This is a genomic window from Cellvibrio sp. KY-YJ-3, assembly GCF_008806955.1.
Classification (GTDB): Bacteria; Pseudomonadota; Gammaproteobacteria; order Pseudomonadales; family Cellvibrionaceae; genus Cellvibrio.
In genome coordinates this window covers 4,017,032-4,033,768 of the sequence record NZ_CP031727.1, presented here as the reverse complement: position 1 = coordinate 4,033,768, position 16,737 = coordinate 4,017,032, and the positions used below count along the sequence as shown (strand labels likewise).

Annotated in this window: 16 protein-coding genes and 1 tRNA gene; 16 read left to right on the top strand and 1 reads right to left on the bottom strand. The window is 48.9% G+C overall.

The annotated features are described in order from the left end of the window. The first annotated feature begins 22 nt into the window (after nucleotides 1-22). The 10 genes from ribE to greA all read left to right on the top strand — a co-directional run bounded on the left by ribE (nucleotide 23) and on the right by greA (nucleotide 10,289). A complete protein-coding gene (gene ribE / locus D0B88_RS17070) occupies nucleotides 23-493 on the top strand; it encodes a 6,7-dimethyl-8-ribityllumazine synthase (protein ID WP_007644020.1) in 471 nt (156 codons plus the stop codon). A 78-nt stretch (nucleotides 494-571) separates the two neighbouring features. Next, on the top strand, nucleotides 572-1,045 hold the full coding sequence (gene nusB, locus D0B88_RS17065) for a transcription antitermination factor NusB (RefSeq protein ID WP_007644019.1): 474 nt from the start codon (nucleotides 572-574) through the stop codon (nucleotides 1,043-1,045). A 71-nt stretch (nucleotides 1,046-1,116) separates the two neighbouring features. After that, nucleotides 1,117-2,082, top strand: a complete 966-nt coding sequence (gene thiL, locus D0B88_RS17060; protein WP_151058655.1) for a thiamine-phosphate kinase — start codon at nucleotides 1,117-1,119, stop codon at nucleotides 2,080-2,082. An 11-nt stretch (nucleotides 2,083-2,093) separates the two neighbouring features. Further along, nucleotides 2,094-2,594, top strand: a complete 501-nt coding sequence (locus D0B88_RS17055) for a phosphatidylglycerophosphatase A (protein WP_151058653.1) — start codon at nucleotides 2,094-2,096, stop codon at nucleotides 2,592-2,594. Beyond that, nucleotides 2,591-3,193, top strand: a complete 603-nt coding sequence (gene ribA, locus D0B88_RS17050; RefSeq protein WP_151058651.1) for a GTP cyclohydrolase II — start codon at nucleotides 2,591-2,593, stop codon at nucleotides 3,191-3,193. Before D0B88_RS17055 ends, ribA begins: the two co-directional genes overlap by 4 nt. Nucleotides 3,194-3,226: 33 nt before the next feature. Continuing rightward, the gene (dapB, locus tag D0B88_RS17045; RefSeq protein ID WP_151058649.1) at nucleotides 3,227-4,030 is read left to right on the top strand and encodes a 4-hydroxy-tetrahydrodipicolinate reductase; all 804 of its coding nucleotides are present in this window, start codon (nucleotides 3,227-3,229) and stop codon (nucleotides 4,028-4,030) included. A gap of 68 nt (nucleotides 4,031-4,098) precedes the next feature. Then, the gene (locus D0B88_RS17040) at nucleotides 4,099-5,007 is read left to right on the top strand and encodes a DUF808 domain-containing protein (protein WP_151058647.1); all 909 of its coding nucleotides are present in this window, start codon (nucleotides 4,099-4,101) and stop codon (nucleotides 5,005-5,007) included. Between the two features lie 400 nt (nucleotides 5,008-5,407). After that, nucleotides 5,408-6,568 carry a glutamine-hydrolyzing carbamoyl-phosphate synthase small subunit gene (carA, locus tag D0B88_RS17035; RefSeq protein WP_151058645.1) on the top strand — a complete coding sequence of 387 codons (1,161 nt, stop codon included), beginning with the start codon at nucleotides 5,408-5,410 and terminating at the stop codon, nucleotides 6,566-6,568. 11 nt (nucleotides 6,569-6,579) lie between these two features. Further along, entirely contained in the window at nucleotides 6,580-9,798 is a 3,219-nt protein-coding gene (carB, locus tag D0B88_RS17030; RefSeq protein WP_007643996.1) for a carbamoyl-phosphate synthase large subunit, read from the top strand. An 11-nt stretch (nucleotides 9,799-9,809) separates the two neighbouring features. Beyond that, complete coding sequence (gene greA, locus D0B88_RS17025) at nucleotides 9,810-10,289, top strand: transcription elongation factor GreA (RefSeq protein ID WP_007643994.1); 480 nt, start codon at nucleotides 9,810-9,812, stop codon at nucleotides 10,287-10,289. Nucleotides 10,290-10,336: 47 nt separating this feature from the next. Here greA and D0B88_RS17020 read toward each other — a convergent pair whose 3' ends face one another. Further along, nucleotides 10,337-10,639, bottom strand: a complete 303-nt coding sequence (locus tag D0B88_RS17020; protein WP_151058643.1) for a YhbY family RNA-binding protein — start codon at nucleotides 10,637-10,639, stop codon at nucleotides 10,337-10,339. A gap of 345 nt (nucleotides 10,640-10,984) precedes the next feature. Here D0B88_RS17020 and ftsH point away from each other — a divergent pair, with 345 nt between their 5' ends. The 6 genes from ftsH to D0B88_RS16990 all read left to right on the top strand — a co-directional run bounded on the left by ftsH (nucleotide 10,985) and on the right by D0B88_RS16990 (nucleotide 16,729). Beyond that, nucleotides 10,985-12,907: an ATP-dependent zinc metalloprotease FtsH gene (gene ftsH / locus D0B88_RS17015; protein WP_151058641.1), complete on the top strand. Its 1,923-nt coding sequence runs from the start codon at nucleotides 10,985-10,987 to the stop codon at nucleotides 12,905-12,907. An 84-nt stretch (nucleotides 12,908-12,991) separates the two neighbouring features. Continuing rightward, entirely contained in the window at nucleotides 12,992-13,855 is an 864-nt protein-coding gene (gene folP, locus D0B88_RS17010; RefSeq protein WP_151058639.1) for a dihydropteroate synthase, read from the top strand. Between the two features lie 38 nt (nucleotides 13,856-13,893). Continuing rightward, nucleotides 13,894-15,231 carry a phosphoglucosamine mutase gene (gene glmM / locus D0B88_RS17005; RefSeq protein ID WP_151058638.1) on the top strand — a complete coding sequence of 446 codons (1,338 nt, stop codon included), beginning with the start codon at nucleotides 13,894-13,896 and terminating at the stop codon, nucleotides 15,229-15,231. Nucleotides 15,232-15,376: 145 nt separating this feature from the next. Continuing rightward, nucleotides 15,377-16,192 carry a triose-phosphate isomerase gene (gene tpiA, locus D0B88_RS17000; protein WP_225318430.1) on the top strand — a complete coding sequence of 272 codons (816 nt, stop codon included), beginning with the start codon at nucleotides 15,377-15,379 and terminating at the stop codon, nucleotides 16,190-16,192. 34 nt (nucleotides 16,193-16,226) lie between these two features. Further along, nucleotides 16,227-16,637, top strand: a complete 411-nt coding sequence (secG, locus tag D0B88_RS16995) for a preprotein translocase subunit SecG (RefSeq protein ID WP_151058636.1) — start codon at nucleotides 16,227-16,229, stop codon at nucleotides 16,635-16,637. 7 nt (nucleotides 16,638-16,644) lie between these two features. Next, nucleotides 16,645-16,729: transfer RNA gene (locus tag D0B88_RS16990), tRNA-Leu, on the top strand. Nucleotides 16,730-16,737 lie beyond the last annotated feature (8 nt).

The following is a 16,737-nucleotide window of genomic DNA, read 5'->3' as shown; positions in this document are numbered from 1 at the left end:
GAAAATTTAAAGAGAAAAGAGTATGAGCAATATCAAAGTTGTTGAAGGTGATTTTTCTGCATCTGCTGGCAAATATGCATTAATCGTTAGCCGTTGGAATAGTTTTGTCGTGGAAAGTTTGAAAGATGGCGCGCTCGATACCCTGCGTCGTCACGGCATCAAAGATGAAAACGTCACTATTTATTACGCTCCGGGCGCATTTGAATTCCCGCTGACGGCACAGAAAATCGCCGCCAAAAATGAGTTCGACGCAATCATCGCCTTGGGTGCGGTAATTCGCGGCGGTACTCCGCACTTTGATTATGTTGCCGGTGAATGCACCAAAGGGTTGGCGCAGGTGTCACTGCAATACGGCGTACCGGTGACCTTTGGTGTGTTGACGGTAGACTCCATCGAGCAGGCCATTGAACGCTCTGGCACTAAAGCAGGTAACAAAGGTGTAGAGGCGGCATCCACTGCGTTGGAAATGGTTTCCCTGTTTGGAAAAATTTAAGCTCGGCAAGAGTTAATTGTTAACCATCGCACCGGTTATTCAAATTCTGCATTCAAGTTCTTTATCAGGTAATTGTTCATGAGCACTTCTTCCGGCCAGCAAAAAGGCCACACCGCTGCTACTCGCCGTATGGCGCGCCACTACGCTATGCAGGCGCTTTACCAATGGCAGATGGCAGGTTCCAGCATCAATGCCATTGAAGCGGAATTTCGCACCGACAACGATATGAGCAAAGTGGATGTGGAGTATTTCCACGAAATTTTGCACGCCGTGCCTGAACATCTCAGTGAGCTTGAAGCGCTGTTTACGCCCTTTTTGGTTGACCGTTCACTGGCGGAGCTGGATGCAATTACCCGCGCACTGCTGCGTATGGCAACCTACGAATTTAAATTCCGCATCGATGTGCCCTACAAAGTCGTGATTAATGAGGCAGTAGCCCTGGCTAAAAAATTCGGCGCGGAAGACAGTCACAAATTTATTAATGGTGTGTTGGATAAAACCGCTGCGGTGGTGCGGGCGTTAGAAGTTAACGCTGAGCGCAACAGCCGCTAGTTTGTATTCATTTCCAAGGTGGGCAGTGCTCACCTTTTTCTCCCCGTCTTATTCATTTCCGGCGTAAAACAGTGCCCAGTGAATTTCAGTTAATCCAGCAGTTTTTCCAGCGCGAGCAAGCTGAACAGCCTGCCGAAGGGGTATTGCTGGGGATTGGCGATGATTGCGCACTGCTGCAAATTCCCTCGGGAAAACAATTGGCGGTATCAGTGGATACACTGGTCGCTGATGTACATTTCCCGGCGGATGCAGATCCAGGGTTAATCGCCGAGCGCGCCTTAAGAACCAATTTAAGTGACCTCGCCGCCATGGGCGCTGACCCGCTGTGGTTTACCCTCGCACTGACACTACCTGCAGCAAACGAAGACTGGTTGCGTCGTTTTAGTCGTGGCTTATTCGCGTGCGCGCGCGAATTTGGCATTGCCTTGGTTGGTGGCGATACAACCTCTGGCCCGCTGTCGATTACGATTCAAGTGATGGGCGCGACCCAACCGCAACAGACCTTGCGGCGCGATGGTGCCAATATCGGCGATTTTATTGTAGTGACCAACTTTGTGGGTGACGGCGCCGCCGCCTTGGCTGCAATCCAAAACACCCATAAATTTAACGTTGAGCACGCAGCGTATTTGCAGCAGCGTTTTTATCGCCCGACACCGCGCTTATCGGAATCGACATTGATTCGTGCAATCGCCAGCAGCGCCCTGGATATTTCCGATGGCTTGGTGGCTGACTTGCAGCATATTTGTGATGCCAGCGATTTGGGTGCGGTGATTTATGTGGAGGATTTACCACTGTCACCCGCGCTGCAATCCTTGGATGATGTGACACAAGCACGCCAATGGGCGCTTAGCGGTGGTGATGACTACGAGCTGTGTTTTAGTATCGCCCCTGAAAATATGCCTGAACTTGCTATGTTAATCGCGCAGGGCAAATTACACGCGACAGTCATTGGTGAAATGATTGCAGGCGGCAAGGTTGTGTGTGAATTAAATGGCGAGCCCTACACGATGGTTCGCACCGGATACCAACACTTTTAATTAGATTTTTTATGGCGAAAGCAGCGCTTCATACACCCAGCTTCAAACAATTGCTGGAAAACCCGAATCATTTATTTGCTTTCGGTTTTGGCAGTGGCTTGGCACCCAAGGCCCCCGGCACATTTGGCACTTTGGCAGCGATTCCATTTTTTATATTGCTGCAAGATTTATCCTGGCCGATTTATTTGAGTTGGCTGTTGGTGACTTTTGCATTAGGGGTTCTGTGGTGTGATCGTTCATCCAAAGCGCTCGGCGTACACGATCACGGCGGTATAGTGTGGGATGAATTTGTCGGTTTCTGGATCACCATGTTTATGGCGCCCGCCGGTTGGATCTGGATAGTCATTGGATTTGTACTGTTTCGTTTTTTTGACATTATCAAACCCTGGCCAATTAGTTGGCTGGATAAAAAAGTTCACGGTGGTTTCGGCATTATGATCGATGATGTATTGGCCGGAATTTACGCACTGCTTGTGCTGCAACTCATCGCCTATTCTGTGAGGTTTCTGTGACTGTTCGTTTTGTGGAATCATCCAAGTTGCCAACCCCCTGGGGCATTTTTGTGATGCACGGTTTTTGTGATGCCGAAAATGATAAAGAGCATGTGGTGCTCACCATGGGGGATGTCAGCAGCGACGAACCGGTTCTGGCGCGCGTTCATTCCGAATGTTTAACCGGCGATGCACTGTTTAGCATGCGCTGCGACTGCGGCCCGCAATTACAGGCGGCCATGCACAAAATTGCTCTAGCAGGGCGCGGGGTGATTTTTTATCTGCGTCAGGAGGGGCGCGGTATTGGTTTGCTCAATAAAATCCGTGCCTACCATTTGCAGGATCAGGGCGCGGACACAGTTGAAGCCAATGAGCAATTAGGTTTTGGTGCTGACATGCGCGACTACTCTATTCTCAAACCGATGATTGAACACCTGCAGATTAAATCAATCAAATTGCTCACCAATAATCCGCGCAAGGTAAAAGCCCTGCAGGAAATGGGTGTGAATATTGTAGAGCGTTTGCCCCATCAAACCGGGCGCAATCCCCATAACGCTAAATACCTGGAAACCAAACAGGGTAAGCTCGGGCATTTATTTAACGCCGCTGACGACGAATAATTTTTGAAATCACTTTTTACTGAGAGTAACGCAATGACACGAATTGCAATCGCCGGTGCGGCAGGTCGTATGGGAAAAGCGCTGATTGAAGCCACCCAGAAAAATTCACAAACTACACTGGGTACCGCAACTGTACGTGCGGGTAGTTCATTGGTCGGTGTTGATGCCGGTGAGCTGGGCAATGTTGGAAAGTTGGGCGTAACCTTAGTGGATAATCTCGCCGCTGTGGTCGATCAGTTTGATGTATTAATTGATTTTAGTTCGCCGCTCGCAACACTCGATCATGTAAAAATTTGCGCGGCGCACAACAAACCAATTGTTATTGGCTCCACTGGTTTTAGTGCCGCAGAAAAAGCCGAGCTGCTTTCTTATCAAACACAAATTCCTTTGCTGCTCTCGGCCAATTTTTCCACCGGTGTAAACCTGTGTTTTAAATTGCTCGATTTGGCGGCACGGGTGCTGGGCGATGAATACGATGTGGAAGTCTACGAAGCGCATCACCGCCATAAAGTGGATTCACCTTCAGGCACCGCCATGCGTATGGGGGAAGTGCTGGCCAATGCATTGGAGCGCGATCTGGATAAAGTTGCCGTCTATGGTCGCGAAGGTCAAATTGGTCCGCGCCCGCGCGACACTATAGGTTTTGCCACAGTGCGCGGCGGCGATGTGGTGGGCGATCACACGGTGATGTTTATGGCCGATGGCGAGCGCGTAGAAATTACCCACAAAGCTTCCAGCCGTTTAGCTTTTGCCAATGGTGCGGTGCGTGCGGCCGTTTGGTTGCAACAGCAAAAGTCCGGTTTGTTTGATATGCAGGATGTATTGGGCCTGCGATAGTTTTTATGATCGGTCGCGCGGTAAAGTCTTAAATCCATTTTGTAAAACATCGCACAGGGAATTAAAGAATGGCCGGTTCCAGTTTATTAATGTTGCTCGATGATATCGCCACTGTGCTTGATGACGTGGCGGTAATGACCAAAGTCGCCGCGAAAAAAACCGCTGGGGTGTTAGGCGATGATCTGGCGCTCAATGCGCAGCAAGTGTCCGGTGTGCGCGCTGAGCGTGAGTTACCTGTTGTATGGGCAGTCGCCAAAGGCTCGGCACTCAATAAAGCGATTCTGGTGCCTGCCGCGTTATTCATTAGCGCATTTGTCCCTTGGTTGATCGTCCCGCTGTTAATGATTGGCGGCGCTTATTTGTGTTTTGAAGGATTTGAAAAGCTTGCGCACAAATATCTGCACTCCAAACAAGAGGAAGTCCAGCACCATCGAGAGTTGATCGAAGCGGTTGCCAACCCGGAAGTGGATATGGTTGCCTTCGAAAAAGACAAAATCAAAGGCGCTGTGCGCACGGACTTTATCCTCTCCGCTGAAATTATTGTTATCGCCTTGGGGTCGGTGGCCGCGGCGACATTTGCCAAACAAGCTGCCGTAGTCGTGAGTATTGCTGTGTTGATGACGGTGGGTGTCTACGGTTTTGTTGCGTTGATTGTGAAGCTGGACGATATAGGTATGCACCTGTGTAAAAAGTCGAATCCTGTCGCACAGGTTTGCGGTAACTTTTTATTAGCCGCCGCACCGCGCCTGATGAAACTCTTATCCGTACTGGGCACGGCCGCCATGTTTATGGTGGGTGGTGGGATCGTGACGCACAGTATTCCCGTGATTCATCATTGGATTGAGCATGCAGCCACTGCGACTGAACCAGTGGGTTGGCTCACTTCATCGCTATTGAATGGTGTTGCCGGGGTGGTGATTGGTGCGCTGGTATTAGCTGCGGTGAGTCTAATCGGAAAATTGTTCCGCAAACGCTGATACTGACCTGATTGAGGGCAGATTCCCGTGGACAGCCGCTGGCGAGTCCCGTAGAATTCGCAGCCAGATTGTGCCCGACCAGATATCGGGCAACAAAAGAATACAAAACGGTTCGCACAAGAACATAAAAAAGCGAGATGAGATCAGAGTTTCATCTCGCTTTTTTACAACCAGACGTTTTATAGCCAGATCAATTTTGCCTTTTGACTCAATAACTTATCGCGATGTTCACTTTTTAAGTGCCAATGCGACTGACTTTTTGAGCCTGAAAAAACTGAACGTCTGTGCAATTTGGATGACGAACCTACAACGATTTATTAGCTTGCTTTAAGGGTATCCCGCAGGGTTTGTAACTGCTGGTGTTCTCCAAGCCAAAACCCAACCAGCTCAGGAGGTTGTTTTGACTACTCAGGAATCCCTTGCTGCCCCGAAGAAGGCCATTTTGGTCCTCGCCGACGGTAGTGTGTTCCGTGGTACCGCAATTGGTGCTGAAGGTTTGTCTGTTGGTGAGGTGGTATTTAATACCGCAATTACCGGTTATCAGGAAATCCTTACCGATCCATCCTATGCCCAGCAAATTGTTACCCTCACTTATCCCCATATCGGCAATACCGGTACCAACAGCGAAGACGAAGAGTGCGAGCGCATTTGGGCTACTGGTCTGGTGATTCGCGATTTGCCTTTGTTAGCCAGCAACTTCCGTAATCAAGAAAACCTTTCTGACTATCTCAAAGCGCGCAATGTGATCGGTATCGCCGATATCGATACCCGTCGCTTGACCCGTATCCTACGCGACAAAGGTGCCCAGAACGGCTGCCTGATGGCAGGAGATGACATTGATGAAGCCAAAGCACTGGCTGCTGCCAAAGCCTTCGGCGGTTTGAAGGGCTTGGATCTCGCCAAAGAAGTGACCGTGAGTGAGTCATACACCTGGAATGAGAGTAGTTGGACGTTGGGCGAGGGCCATAAAGCCCTGACTGGAGCCAAGAAATTTAAAGTAGTCGCGTACGACTATGGTGTTAAGCGCAATATCCTGCGCATGCTCGCGGATCGCGATTGCGAACTGATTGTTGTTCCAGCCAAAACCACGGCTGCGGAAGTACTGGCAATGAATCCGGACGGTGTTTTCCTGTCCAACGGCCCTGGCGACCCTGAGCCATGCACTTACGCCATCGAAGCGATTAAAAATATTCTGGAAACCGATACCCCAGTATTTGGTATCTGCCTTGGTCACCAATTATTGGCGCTGGCCTCGGGTGCCAAAACCATCAAGATGAAATTTGGCCATCACGGCGGCAACCATCCGGTACAGGATCTTGAATCCAAACGCGTGATGATCACCGCGCAGAACCACGGTTTTGCGGTGGAAGAATCCAGCTTGCCCGCAAACCTCAGGGCGACACATAAATCCTTATTCGATGGTTCCTTGCAAGGTATTCATCGCACCGATAAGGCCGCGTTCAGCTTCCAGGGTCACCCTGAAGCCAGCCCCGGCCCACACGATGCCGATACCTTATTCGACCACTTTATTGAATTGATGCAAGCGCGCAAGGCGTCCTAATCGGAGCAGACATGCCAAAACGTACAGACATAAACAGTGTATTGATTCTCGGCGCTGGCCCGATCGTAATCGGCCAGGCGTGTGAATTTGACTACTCAGGCGCGCAAGCCTGTAAAGCCCTGCGTGAAGAGGGTTACCGCGTTATTTTGGTGAACTCCAATCCAGCCACCATCATGACCGACCCGGCGATGGCGGATGCAACCTACATCGAGCCGATTGAATGGCAAACCGTAGAAAAAATTATTGAAAAAGAACGCCCCGATGTAATCCTGCCCACCATGGGCGGCCAAACCGCGCTCAACTGTGCGTTGGCGCTTGCTAAACACGGCGTGTTGGAAAAATACAATGTTGAGTTGATTGGCGCGAAAGAAGAAGCCATCAATATGGCAGAAGATCGCAACTTGTTCGACCAAGCCATGAAGCGCATTGGCCTTTCATGCGCCCGCGCGAAAATCGTTCATACCTTGGAAGAAGCAAAAGAAGCACCGAAAGAATTCGGTTTCCCATGCATCATTCGCCCGTCATTTACCATGGGTGGTTCAGGTGGCGGTATTGCGTACAACTGGGACGAGTTTGAGGAAATTTGTACGCGCGGTTTGGATTTGTCACCGACCAATGAATTGTTGATCGACGAATCGCTGCTCGGTTGGAAAGAGTACGAGATGGAAGTAGTGCGTGACAAAAACGATAACTGCATCATCGTCTGCTCGATTGAAAACTTTGATCCGATGGGCGTGCACACCGGCGACTCAATTACCGTTGCACCGGCGCAAACTCTCACCGATAAGGAATACCAAATCATGCGTAATGCATCGATTGCGGTATTGCGTGAAATCGGTGTGGAAACTGGCGGTTCCAACGTGCAATTTGCGGTGAATCCGGTTGATGGCCGCATGGTAGTGATCGAGATGAATCCGCGTGTATCGCGTTCATCTGCACTTGCATCCAAAGCCACGGGTTTCCCGATTGCAAAAATTGCTGCCAAATTGGCGATTGGTTATACCCTTGACGAATTGCAAAACGAAATTACCGGTGGTGCAACTCCTGCTTCATTTGAACCATCAATCGATTATGTCGTTACTAAAGTGCCGCGCTTTACCTTTGAAAAATTCGGTGAGGCGGATGCACGCCTGACTACCCAGATGAAATCAGTGGGCGAAGTGATGGCGATTGGCCGCACTTTCCAGGAATCGCTGCAAAAAGCCCTGCGCGGTTTGGAGGTTGGTTCGGCCGGTTTTGAATCTAAAGTGGATTACACCACCGAAGAGGGCGCTGCCAAAGTTCGCCGCGAATTGACCACTGCTGGTGCCGAGCGTATCTGGTATGTGGGTGATGCTTTCCGTATGGGTATGAGCGTTAACGATGCTTTCAACCTGTCAAAAATTGACCCCTGGTTCCTCGTACAAGTCAAAGAGCTTATCGATATAGAGCAGTCACTGCGCGGTAAGTCACTGAATGATTTGGATGCAGATCAGCTGTTCAAGCTCAAGCGTAAAGGCTTCTCCGACAAACGTTTGGCGTTGCTCCTTGGGGCTAGCGAAAAGGCGGTGCGCCACTACCGTCAAGGTTTGAATATTCGCCCGGCATACAAGCGTGTTGATACTTGCGCGGCTGAATTTTCCACCTCGACTGCGTACATGTACTCAACCTATGAAGAAGAGTGCGAAGCGAATCCGAGCGATAAGAAAAAGATTTTGGTTATTGGCGGCGGTCCTAACCGTATCGGTCAGGGTATCGAGTTTGATTACTGCTGCGTACACGCGGCACTCGCGATGCGCGAAGACGGTTACGAAACCATTATGGTTAACTGTAACCCGGAAACTGTATCTACCGATTACGACACCTCTGATCGTTTGTTCTTTGAACCAGTGACATTGGAAGATGTACTTGAAATCGTTCATAAAGAAAAACCGGTTGGTGTGATTGTGCAATTCGGTGGCCAGACGCCGCTGAAATTAGCGCGTGCATTGGAAGCGGAAGGCGTACCCATTATCGGTACCAGCCCCGATGCTATTGATAAAGCCGAAGACCGCGAGCGCTTCCAGCAGATGATCCACAAGTTGGGTCTGTTGCAGCCGCCAAATGCGATTGTTCGTTCGCTGGAAGAAGCTTTACTTGCTGCTGATAAAGTTGGCTATCCATTGGTAGTTCGTCCGTCCTATGTATTGGGCGGCCGCGCGATGGAAATTGTCTACAAAGAAGATGAGTTACGCACCTATATGCGCACTGCGGTACAAGTGTCAGAAGATGCACCGGTGTTGCTCGATCACTTCCTGAATAATGCCATCGAAGTGGATATAGATTCGGTATCTGACGGTAAACAAGTGGTCATTGGCGGCATCATGCAACATATCGAGCAATGCGGTGTCCACTCCGGTGACTCAGCCTGTTCATTGCCACCTTACTCACTACCTGCTGATGTGCAGGACGCTATGCGTGAACAAGTAAAACAAATGGCGATTGAGTTGGGTGTAATCGGCCTGATGAATACCCAGCTGGCCTATCAAGACGGCAAGATTTACGTGATTGAGGTGAATCCTCGCGCCTCGCGCACTGTACCTTTTGTATCCAAGTGTATTGGGGTGTCACTGGCAAAAGTGGCTGCGCGCTGTCAAGCGGGCACGTCATTGGCGGAGCAGGGGTTCACCAAAGAGATTATTCCTGACTATTTCAGTGTTAAAGAGGCGGTATTCCCCTTTAACAAGTTCCCGGCGGTCGACCCTATTCTCGGGCCAGAAATGAAGTCCACCGGTGAAGTGATGGGTGTAGGTAACAGTTTCGGTGAAGCCTATGGTAAATCGCAATTGGGCGCCAACAACCGCATTCCCACTTCGGGTACTGCGTTTATTAGCGTGCGCGACATGGATAAAGCTGGCATTGTCAGTGTTGGCCAGGATCTGGCTGAGCTCGGTTTTAAACTCGTGGCAACACGCGGTACTGCCACTGTGTTGGAGCAAGCTGGCTTGACTGTACAGGTTGTTAATAAAGTACAGGAGGGTCGCCCACACATTGTTGATATGATCAAAAACGATGAAATTGATTTGATCATCAACACGGTTGAAGGGCGTCAAGCTACCCGTGATTCATCATCGATTCGCCGCAGCGCAGAAAACCATCGTGTGTACTACAACACTACCCTGGCAGCTGGTTTGGCGGTGTGTATGGCACTTAAAGAAGTTAAAGAGATCGAAGTGCGCCGTCTGCAAGACTTGCACAGTCGAATCGTTTAAAAGGATTAGGCATGAGCACTAAATTTCCGATGACAGAACAGGGCGCAGAAAAACTGCGCCTTGAGCTGGAAGACCTGAAAAAAGTTCAGCGCCCGCGCATAGTTAACGCCATTGCCGAGGCTCGTGCCCACGGCGATTTAAAAGAAAATGCCGAATACTCTGCCGCGCGCGAGCAGCAGAGCTTCTGTGAGGGGCGTATTAATGAAATTGAAGGCAAGCTTTCCAATGCCCAAATTATTGATGTAACTAAAATCCCCCACAGCGGCAAAGTATTGTTTGGCACTACTGTCACTATGATCAATCTGGATACTGAGCAGTCTATGACCTACCAGATTGTGGGTGACGACGAGGCGGATGTTAAATCCAACAAAATTTCCGTTAACTCACCTATTGCGCGCGCGCTGATAGGTAAAGAGGAGGGAGATGTGGTGGTAGTAAAAACACCAGGTGGTGATGTCGACTACGAAATTGACAAGGTTGAGCACATCTAGGCTGTTGAATTCAGGTCATAAAAAAACCGCCGTTGGGCGGTTTTTTATTAACGATGTAGATTGGATAATTTGGGGTTGGCTTTTTTATTGTGGCGATAAAGTAAAACTACTTTGCCAATCTCCTGAATCAGCTCAACATTAGGCAGGTTTAAGAGTTTGGTGACTACTTCCTTGCGCTCTTCGCGTTCAGCCAACGCCAGTTTCACTTTAATCAGTTCGTGATCATCCAGTGCACGATTAAGCTCTGCTACTACGCCATCACTCAGGCCATTGCCGGCGATGGTGACTATAGGGTTTAGTTTGTGGCCAATGGTGCGAAACTGTTTTTTGCGCTCTGGGCTGATCGGCATAAATGTACCTGAAGTAATAATGAAATAATGGCGCGTATTCTACTTCATTCCATTGGGCAAGGCTTGTTTTTAGGGGGAACTGTTTTGGTGAAAGTGGGTGCTTTCACTGGGATAATTTTATTTTGACCTTGTTTTCGTCTCCTAGGGCCCCAATCATTCACTCAATATCAAAGCCTTCATGAAATAGAATTGGAGGTATATATCCAAGAGTATTCTTGGAAAAATCGGCGATTTCATGTCGCAGATGTGTAAGAATTAGCTAATTCCATTGGGGTTTCGCAAGTTGTGGAGCTATGCTGGGGTTTGATGCTTTCACCAAAATGATGTAACTGTGAGGATTTTTCCTTGAACGATATAACCAAGAATCTCGTGCTCTGGCTGGTAATCGCCGTAGTCCTGTTTAGTGTATTTGAGGGCTTCAATAAGCAGTCAGCGAGTAACACGTTGAATTACTCAGATTTTATCGCCAGCGTACGCGAAGATCGGGTAAAAGAGGTAACTATAGATGGTCTGGTTATCGAAGGGATAAATAGAGATAGCACGACATTTAAAACGATACGTCCTCAGGTGCAGGATCCCAAGCTTATTGATGATCTGTATAACCACAACGTTACTATTAAAGGGCGCGAGGTTGAGCAACCGAGTCTCTTGAATCAATTGTTGGTGGCAAGCTTCCCTATACTTATTATTATCGCGGTTTTCTGGTTTTTTATGCGCCAGATGCAAGGCGGTGCTGGCGGTAAGGGCGGCCCTATGAGTTTTGGCAAAAGCAAGGCGCGCTTGCTCGGTGAAGACCAAATTAAAACTACCTTTGCTGATGTTGCCGGTGTGGATGAGGCTAAAGAAGAAGTGCAGGAGCTAGTGCAGTACCTGCGTGACCCTTCTAAGTTCCAGCGGTTAGGGGGCCAAATTCCACGTGGTGTGCTGATGGTTGGCCCACCCGGTACCGGTAAAACCCTACTGGCTAAAGCAATTGCGGGCGAAGCCAAAGTGCCTTTCTTTTCAATCTCCGGTTCTGACTTTGTTGAGATGTTTGTGGGTGTCGGCGCAAGCCGTGTGCGCGACATGTTCGAGCAGGCCAAGAAGCAGGCGCCATGTATTATTTTTATCGATGAAATTGATGCGGTTGGTCGCCATCGTGGCGGTGGTCACGGCGGTGGTCACGATGAGCGTGAACAAACCTTGAACCAATTACTGGTAGAGATGGACGGCTTTGAGGGCAACGATGGCGTAATTATTATCGCTGCAACCAACCGTGCTGACGTGCTCGATAAAGCGTTGTTGCGTCCAGGTCGCTTCGATCGTCAAGTTTATGTTGGTCTGCCTGATATCCGTGGGCGCGAGCAAATTTTGAAAGTTCACATGCGCAAGGTTCCATTGGATGAGCGTATCAGCGCGTCTATCATCGCTCGTGGCACTCCAGGCTTTTCAGGGGCGGAGCTTGCAAACCTGGTAAACGAAGCCGCTCTGATGGCTGCTCGCGGTAATAAACGTCTGGTTACCATGGAGGATTTTGAGAAGGCACGTGACAAAATTATGATGGGGGCTGAACGCCGTACCATGGTGATGAGTGAGAAGGAAAAAGAAAACACTGCCTATCATGAAGCTGGTCATGCCATCGTTGGTCGCATAGTTCCGGAGCACGATCCAGTCCACAAAGTTACTATTATTCCGCGTGGGCGTGCTCTGGGTGTTACCCAATTCCTGCCAGAAGCAGACAAATACAGCATGAGCCGCCGTGCGCTGGAATCCAGTATATGTACTTTGTTTGGTGGCCGTATTGCCGAATTGATGACCCTTGGTGAAGATGGCATCACTACTGGTGCGTCGAACGACATTGAACGTGCAACCGCGATTGCGCGCAACATGGTGACCAAATGGGGCTTGTCATCCAAATTGGGTCCTCTTCACTATGGTGAAGAGGAGGGTATGTACCCCGGCATGGCTAGCCAGCAATATTCTGATGATACTTCAAAGCATATTGATGAAGAGGTTCGACGCATCATTGAGGATTGTTACGCGCGCGCGCAAAAGATTCTTGAAGATAATCGCGATATCCTTGAGGCAATGAAAGATGCACTGATGGAGTATGAAACTATTGATGCTGATCAAGTTGATGATTTGATGGCTCGCCGAAAAGTGCGTCCACCACGTGATTGGAATGACGATGATTTCAATAGTCATTTACGAGAAAAAGACGAAAAAGAAAAGGGGAGTTCAGGCGATAACCCGGCCGGTCCTATCGGTGGCCCTGCCAATACTCATTGATCTCTTCGCGTGGCAAACAAGAACCCCGAGCTTGCTCGGGGTTCTTGTTTTAGAATAACTGCCTACTTTCAATAATCACCTTCTATGAAACCAATTTTCCCCTCTGTCACAAGTTTGTGTTGCGGTAAGCATTTATTAGATCTGACCCGCCCTGTGGTGATGGGTATTTTAAATGCCACGCCCGACTCTTTTTCCGATGGTGGGAGCTACTACAAAAATCACCGGCTCTCATTGGATCTTGCTCTGCGTGGTGCCGAACAAATGTTGTTGGATGGGGCACAAATAATTGATGTTGGTGGGGAGTCAACCCGCCCTGGCGCTCCGATTGTCTCGGTACAGGAAGAGCTGGATCGCGTTATTCCGGTGGTGGAAGCTGTGGTCGGGCAATTGGGCGCGCTGGTGTCGGTTGATACAAGCTCGGCATCGGTTATTCGCGAGTCTGCTAGTCGCGGCGCAAGTTTGATTAATGATGTGCGAGCCCTCCAGCGTGAGGGTGCGGTTGCGGCAGCTGCGGAGACGGGGTTGCCTGTCTGTTTGATGCACATGCAGGGTGAACCGGACACTATGCAGCAAAACCCAAATTACAGTGATGTGGTTGAGCAGGTGTTTGGCTTTTTGGAGGCTCGCCTTGCGGTTTGTCAGGCCGCTGGAATTGCTCGCGAACAAATCCTGCTCGATCCAGGGTTTGGCTTTGGCAAAACACTCGCGCATAATCTCGCGCTTTTAAAGCACCTGCCAGAGTTCGCGCGATTTGGATTGCCGTTATTGGTTGGAATGTCGCGGAAGTCCATGGTTGCGCAGTTACTCGGTCGGCCAGTAGAGCAGCGATTGGCCGGTAGTCTTGCGTTGGCAATGCTTGCCGCCGAGAGAGGTGCTGCGATTATTCGGGTTCATGATGTCGCCGAAACGGTCGATGTCTTAAAGGTTCTTGCTGCTGTAAACCAATAGCTGGGTGCAGTAACTCATTGTTAGCGGAGTAAGGAAGTATGTCTCGTAAGTATTTTGGTACTGATGGTATTCGTGGTTTGGTAGGGGAGTTTCCCATAACCCCGGATTTTATGCTCAAGCTGGGTTGGGCTGCCGGTTGTGTGTTGAAGGATCGCTTTGATGGTCAGAATATGATTTTGATCGGGAAAGACACGCGTATTTCTGGCTATATGTTTGAGTCTGCACTGCAAGCTGGATTAATCAATGCAGGTGTTGATGTTGGTTTGTTAGGGCCAATGCCAACCCCAGGGGTTGCTTATTTGACGCGAACCTTCAAAGCACAGGCGGGTATAGTGATCAGTGCCTCACACAATAGCTATGTCGACAATGGCATCAAATTTTTTGGCGGTAATGGCAGTAAATTACCGGATGAGCTGGAAAACCTCATCGAGGATCAGCTCGAGCGACAAATGTCGACTGCAGAAAAACTGGGCAAGGCACGTCGCATTGCGGATGCGTCAGGGCGCTACATCGAATTTTGTAAAGGTACTATGCCTTGGGGGTTTAACCTGAAGGGTATGCATATTGTTTTGGATTGCGCTAATGGCGCGACTTATAACATTGCACCCGATGTGTTCACTGAGTTGGGTGCGCGAATTACCTCTTTGTTTGTTGAGCCTAATGGTACAAATATCAACCGCAGTTGCGGTTCTACCAAGCCAGAAGCCTTGCAGGAAAAAGTCGTTGAGTTGGGTGCTGATTTGGGGATCGCATTTGATGGTGATGGTGATCGTGTGGTCTTTGTTGATCACAAAGGTGAATTGATTGATGGTGATGAATTGCTTTACATCATTGCAGCTTATCAGCATGAATACGCTGGTGGTTGTGATGGTGTTGTGGGCACACTCATGAGTAATTTTGGTTTTGAGTTGGGCCTTAAAAAACTCAATGTCCCCTTCGCCCGCGCTAAAGTGGGTGATCGCTATGTGATTGAATTGATGCGTCAAAACGGTTGGCGCTTGGGTGGCGAGAACTCAGGCCATATCGTATGTAGCAATGTAACCACTACCGGTGATGGGATTATTGCGGCACTTCAGGTGTTGCTTGCGGTTACCACTGTAGGTGAGCCGCTTCACCGCATTAAAAAATCCATGACCAAGTTGCCGCAAGTGATGATCAATGTACATATGACTAAGCGTGTTGACTTAAGTAGCAATCCCAGCGTTCTAGCCGCAGTTAAACTTACTGAAGACAAGCTTGCAGGTACCGGGCGTGTTTTGTTGCGTCCATCAGGTACTGAGCCGGTAGTGCGTGTAATGGTGGAAGGTGAAGATAAGAAACAAGTAAAAGAATTGGCGCAGGAATTGGCGGCTACTGTCGAAGCCGAATTGAACTGATGGCTGCTGATGGGCGGAGGTTGCACTCTATTATGGGCGTGCAAAATACGCTCAGTCAGCTTGAGTTGTATTCAGTGGTAAAATTTTTCCTCCAGTAAAACAAAAAAACAGATAAAAATCAGATGTTAAGCCAAGATTTTGTTGTATGTTGAAATCATCTTGGCTAACATTAGCGCCCGCTTTGGGGGAGGTATTGCTGTTGACTAAAGCAAGTAACGCCAAGCGCCGCCAACTTGTGGTTGGCAACTGGAAAATGAACGGTAACTTGAATGCAAATGGACTGTTGCTGAAAGCAATTGCGAGCGAATGGCAAGGTAAGCACAGCGCCGATGTTGTAATTTGCCCTCCTTTCCCGTATCTCGCGCACACTGCGAATTTGCTCTCTGGTTCTGAAATTATGACCGGTGCACAAACAGTAAGCGAGTATGAAAAAGGCGCATACACGGGTGAAGTTTCTGCTTTAATGCTTGCAGATTTGGATTGCAAATTTGTAATAATTGGTCACAATGAGCGCCGCCGAATGCAGCGCGAGTCAGATCGTGAAATTGCAGAAAAATTTGTTCAATGCCAAAGCGCGGGGTTGATCCCAATACTATGCGTTGGCGAATCAACTGAAGATCGTGATAATGGTTTGTATCTTCAAACTATAGGTCGACAGCTTAATGCTGTATTTGATCTTGTAGATAGGTCAGTTTTTTGTAATGCAGTAGTAGCATACGAGCCTGTGTGGGCTGTAGGTACAGGTAAAACAGCTACGCCTTGTCAAGCTGAAGAGGTTCATCGTTTTATACGTAAGCAGCTTGGTGAGATAGGCCAAGAAGTAAGAATTCTGTATGGTGGTAGCGTCAAAGCGCACAATGCAAAAGATTTATTCGCATTAGCTGATATTGACGGTGCCTTGCTTGGCGGCGCTTCACTTGATGCCGACGAGTTTTTAGCAATCTGTAAAGCTGCTGAATAGTTGCTTTACATCAAACGCTCAAGAGAGCTTTGCAATGGAAAAATTAGTACTTATTATTCATTCACTTGCTGCAATTGCAATCATTGGTCTGATTTTGTTGCAACAAGGTAAAGGGGCTGCCGCTGGTGCATCATTTGGTGCTGGTGCTTCACAAACAGTTTTTGGAAGTGAAGGTAGTGGTAACTTTTTTACGCGTGCTACAGCAATAATCGCAACAATTTTCTTTTGCACAAGCTTTGGTTTGGCAGTTATTGCAAAAAATCAGTCACAAGTCGCAACCCAAGGTTTGGTTGTTCCGGCTACAGTACAGCAGCAAGATATCCCTGCAGCATCTGATGTTCCTGCTAGCGAGATTCCCGTAGCACCTGCTCCTTCTGATGTGCCTGCAGTACAAAATGAAGCTGCTCCAAGTACTAATCAGGTTGAAGAGAAAAAGAGTAATTAACGTATTTGCCCCGGTGGTGGAATTGGTAGACACGCTATGTTGAGGTCGTAGTGGCGAAAGCTGTGCCGGTTCGAGTCCGGCCCAGGGCACCAAACAAAAA